This window comes from Staphylococcus casei (assembly GCF_030294405.1).
GTDB classification, from domain to species: domain Bacteria; phylum Bacillota; class Bacilli; order Staphylococcales; family Staphylococcaceae; genus Staphylococcus; species Staphylococcus succinus.
Window position 1 is genome coordinate 1 of record NZ_CP125724.1, and the last position, 4,126, is coordinate 4,126.

A 4,126-nucleotide genomic window follows, 5' to 3' on the forward strand; every position below is an offset into this window, starting at 1 on the left:
AGGTATTAATAAAGCATAAGCTATGTTGAATTATATCAACTTCCCAATAGTTTATGCTTTTTATAACGTAAAACCATCGTCTCTATCGTTTTCAAAAATTATTTCTGGCTCTTGTACTTTATGTTTTTGCTTAAAGAATACATCATCATTATTATCTACTGTCATAACTTCTCTCATTTTCGGACTCTCTAATCGATTATCAATATGATCTATCAATTTATGATAAAAATCTTCTTTCACAACATTTTTAATTATTTTAAATACATTCTGAAATAATTTGAATGAATCACTCAATTCTTTATCTTTCTTCTGATTTTCATCTAACAATTGGTTATAACGCTGTGCTAAATTATTAAACTCATCAACTAAATCTTCATTTTCTACTTTAGATTCGGTCAATTCATCATCTAAATCTCTATATTTTTGTTCAGCATCTTTCAATGCTTGACCACTTTTAACAAATTGATAATCTTCTGAAATAGATTGTGCAGCCTTTATCTGAGTTTTAAAACTTTCAAAGTCATCTTGGCTTATCACTACATTTCCTGTTTCATGCACTTCTTTATTAAACAAACCACCTACTTTTTCCATTTCAAAATCATAAGGAACATTTAAAGGCTTTTTAAGTGTTTTTAATGCATTTTGGTACTCTAGGTTCAATTTATCGTTTTCTTGCTTTATATAGTCTAATTTTTGGCTCTCATGCTTATATTCTTCTTTATGATATTCTGTTTTTTGTTTATACTGGCTTACTTGTTCATATTTATCTTTTGTTAACGTCTTAGGCAGTCCACGTTCCAAATCATATCCAGACTTATTAAGGTATTCATTAAACCTATCTTGAAATCCTGTTAAAGCCTTTTTATTACCAACAACTTCTTTAGCACTTAAACGTCCATCAGTAGTTATTGGAACCACTCCATAATGCATATGTGGCGTTTTCTCATCCAAGTGAACTGTTGCGTATAATAAATTATCTTTTCCATATTCCTGTTCTAAAAATATTTTCGCATGCTCAAAAAACTGTTTTGTATCTTCTGGTGATTGATTGTTAAAAAATTCACTATCTGATGTAATCAAACCATCTACATGTTTAACTGCGTCTGTTCTAATTTTTCTTTTACCTGTATAATTTTCTTCAATTTTTTTATCGATTGTCGCATTGTAATCAATTGGATTATCGTTAACTAAATCATAATTTAAATGTGATTGTTCTAAATCTATATCAATGTTTTCATAGTTCTTATTTTCTCTTTGAATATGTTTTTGTAATCCTGTTGTATTAGTATTTGATTTCACTTTAGCAACCCGAATAATAGAATAAGACATAAACAAAATCACTCCTCAGCACATCTAGTGTGTTATCTTTTTAAATAAAAGTATAACACACTAGACTTATTTTCAATAAGTCGTTAAACCGTATGCTCTGCGAGGCTTAAATATGTTTTTGTGTGAACACAAAAAATGGACTAAACAAGTCAGTCCATAAGTTCAATACCTAAACCCTAGCAACCAAAAATAGTGGTTGCTAATGTTAATAATTTTTTGATTACTTACGTGTATAAAATTTAATTCATTAAATTCAAAAGCTATTTCTCTTTATCTATTCTATGTCGTCTAGATTTTATAAAATTATTTATAGCAAATGTTCCGTTATCTGAAAGCAATGGAAACCAATCATCAAATCTATTTTGCATTGCATATATCCAGAGTGTTTCATATTCACGTATATCATTTTCGAGTATAAATTCTGTCATCTCTTTAAACATTTCATATCTACTTCCAGAAGTGGGTTTCAACATATCCATTATGTCTACTCCACCATGACCAATAATATCTGTCTTTAAATATTGATATTTCTCTGGATTATCCATATGTACCATATATCTGACTAACCCTTTAGCAGAGCCACATTTTTGTGGAATAGTCGCATTTATTTTTTCTGTTATTTCTAATATTTGATTATAACTTTTAACGCCATCATACATCACTAAAACGTGTATATGAGCTTTTTTGATTTCACCGTCTGCATTAGTGTCTTTATCATGTAAAGGAGATTCAACCCATTGTATATGTTCATCATCCAAAATATCTCTCCAATTAGGTAAAACACTTTCCGGGTATATTACAAATGTCCAATTCCTAGTTCTTGCTTTAGCTTGTGAGTCCTTATTTGCCATGATATAATTACCTCCGTATACAAAGATTATTTGTCTTAATTCCTAGCTACCATCTGCCAAATGGTGGCTTTTTTTATGCCTTAAATACCTTATTTTCATCTTGATATTTACTTAAATATTCCTTGTTAACCAACATAGAAATAGCTTGTGACTTAGTTAAACCCATTTGTTCTGCAATTTCATCAAGTCTTTTTAAAGTATCTTCAGTTAATGTAATACCTACTTTTGTACGAGCCATTTTTACTCCCTCATTTCTAACTAAGATAAGCTCATTTTATTCCATTTATCTGTATATGTCTAGAGAAGTCTGTACAAACTGAGTTTTTTTATATATCAAAAAAACTCTAAATCCTTTGATATATATGGTCTGAGTCCACTTTTATTTTTGTGAACAATGAACGACATTGGGGGGTCGTAGTCGCCCCCAATGTCGTTTAAATAGATAAGTTCAAATTCAAATCCAAAAAATAAAAATAAGCCCTAAAACAAATTAGAGCTTAAATCTTAATTACAATTATTTCATTGATTTATTTCTGATTAATTAAAAATATGTATAAAATATTAAAGATTTATTTAAATAAAAATAATTAACAACTACCCCTATAAGAATGATTGTTACACTTAATACCATCTGGTTTAGTTCTTTTATGAGATTTTACTCTTTTTTTACCTCTAGAATATCCAGAAACAAAAACAACTCTTTTACCTTTTTTCATAATATGAAACCTCCTATACAAAAATCGTAACATTTTTCCCTTAAATTCTTAAGTATAATTCAATAATATATTACATCTTTAATTAATCAGAAATAAATCAATCTAAAATAAAATCAATTGGGATAACGAAAAAAGGCGTCGGGATATCCCGACACCTTTTTTCGTTATCCCCTCGAGCAATCGAGTAGGGAGTACGCCTAACAATGATAAAAATTTAACTAACATTAAAATCAATGTAATTACATAAGAAATACAATCAATATTATATTGAAACTCCTTAATCATAAGCAAAACTCCTTCCCAAAAACTAGCAATTTCAACGTGACCCATAGTCAGGTTATCGCTTTTCCGGGGGGATCATCCTTATCATATCATTTTTTTAAATATTTTTTTCCAAATTCATAAAATTGACCATAGGTAATGAAGTTTTTAATACGAGAATTAGATTTATTATTTATAACTGAAAGCACTCTAGATAATTCATAATCACTAAAATCATTTCTTAAAACAAAAAACATACCCATATTTAACTTTAAACCTTTAGACCGTTTCGTTGTAAATACATACGCCTTTTTAAAAGCAGGTACTCTATTTAAATTTAATGCTGTACTTTCTAACATTTTAGATATATGTAAAGTAGAAAAATCACTATTAATAACATTAATACAACTAAAATTAATTTTTTTCACATCATCCAAATTACAGTTTATAAAATAACAATTTTTAAAATTAGAATTTTTAAAATTAGAATTTGAAAGATTAACGTTATAAAAAATACAATTAATAAATTGCCCATTCTTCAAAATACTATGCTTTAAATTACAACCTAAAAAATCAACATTTTTAAGAGTGATATTTTTAAAATGAAAATAAGTCATATTTGAATTAAAAAATCTAACATTTTCAAAACTATTACACTTTAAAAATTTTCTATTCTCATTATTATTAGCATATTTAGCAGTACGATTAATATTATTTATAATTTTATACTTCAAAAAAATCATTCCTATCATTTTTAATTAATTATACTTAATTTTATTCCAATTCCTCTATTTGCCGACGATTCTGCGCTCCTTAATAATCCTAAAGCTGTCCATCGGTCGATTTAATAGCTGACGCTATTCTCCCGCTGGCGCTTTAAGTCTAATTAAGGGCTCTCATCGACAAATAGATTTTCTCGGCATAAATGCGTGTTCTTTTGTTATAATCAGTATGGAACTCCTTCCATAC

Annotated in this window: 5 protein-coding genes; all 5 read right to left on the reverse strand. The window is 28.0% G+C overall.

All coding sequences use genetic code 11. The features are described 5' to 3' along the window. Positions 1-60: 60 nt before the first annotated feature. The 5 genes from mobV to QMO72_RS14005 all read right to left on the reverse strand — a co-directional run bounded on the left by mobV (position 61) and on the right by QMO72_RS14005 (position 3,891). The gene (gene mobV, locus QMO72_RS13985; RefSeq protein WP_350050248.1) at positions 61-1,329 is read right to left on the reverse strand and encodes a MobV family relaxase; all 1,269 of its coding nucleotides are present in this window, start codon (positions 1,327-1,329) and stop codon (positions 61-63) included. Between the two features lie 260 nt (positions 1,330-1,589). Next, positions 1,590-2,180, reverse strand: coding sequence for a replication protein (locus QMO72_RS13990; RefSeq protein ID WP_103266198.1), 591 nt, complete (start codon positions 2,178-2,180; stop codon positions 1,590-1,592). Positions 2,181-2,253: 73 nt separating this feature from the next. After that, on the reverse strand, positions 2,254-2,418 hold the full coding sequence (locus QMO72_RS13995; RefSeq protein WP_103266199.1) for a ribbon-helix-helix protein, CopG family: 165 nt from the start codon (positions 2,416-2,418) through the stop codon (positions 2,254-2,256). A gap of 349 nt (positions 2,419-2,767) precedes the next feature. Beyond that, complete coding sequence (locus tag QMO72_RS14000; protein ID WP_286093293.1) at positions 2,768-2,896, reverse strand: hypothetical protein; 129 nt, start codon at positions 2,894-2,896, stop codon at positions 2,768-2,770. Between the two features lie 371 nt (positions 2,897-3,267). Next, complete coding sequence (locus QMO72_RS14005) at positions 3,268-3,891, reverse strand: pentapeptide repeat-containing protein (RefSeq protein WP_286093294.1); 624 nt, start codon at positions 3,889-3,891, stop codon at positions 3,268-3,270. Between the last annotated feature and the right edge of the window lie 235 nt (positions 3,892-4,126).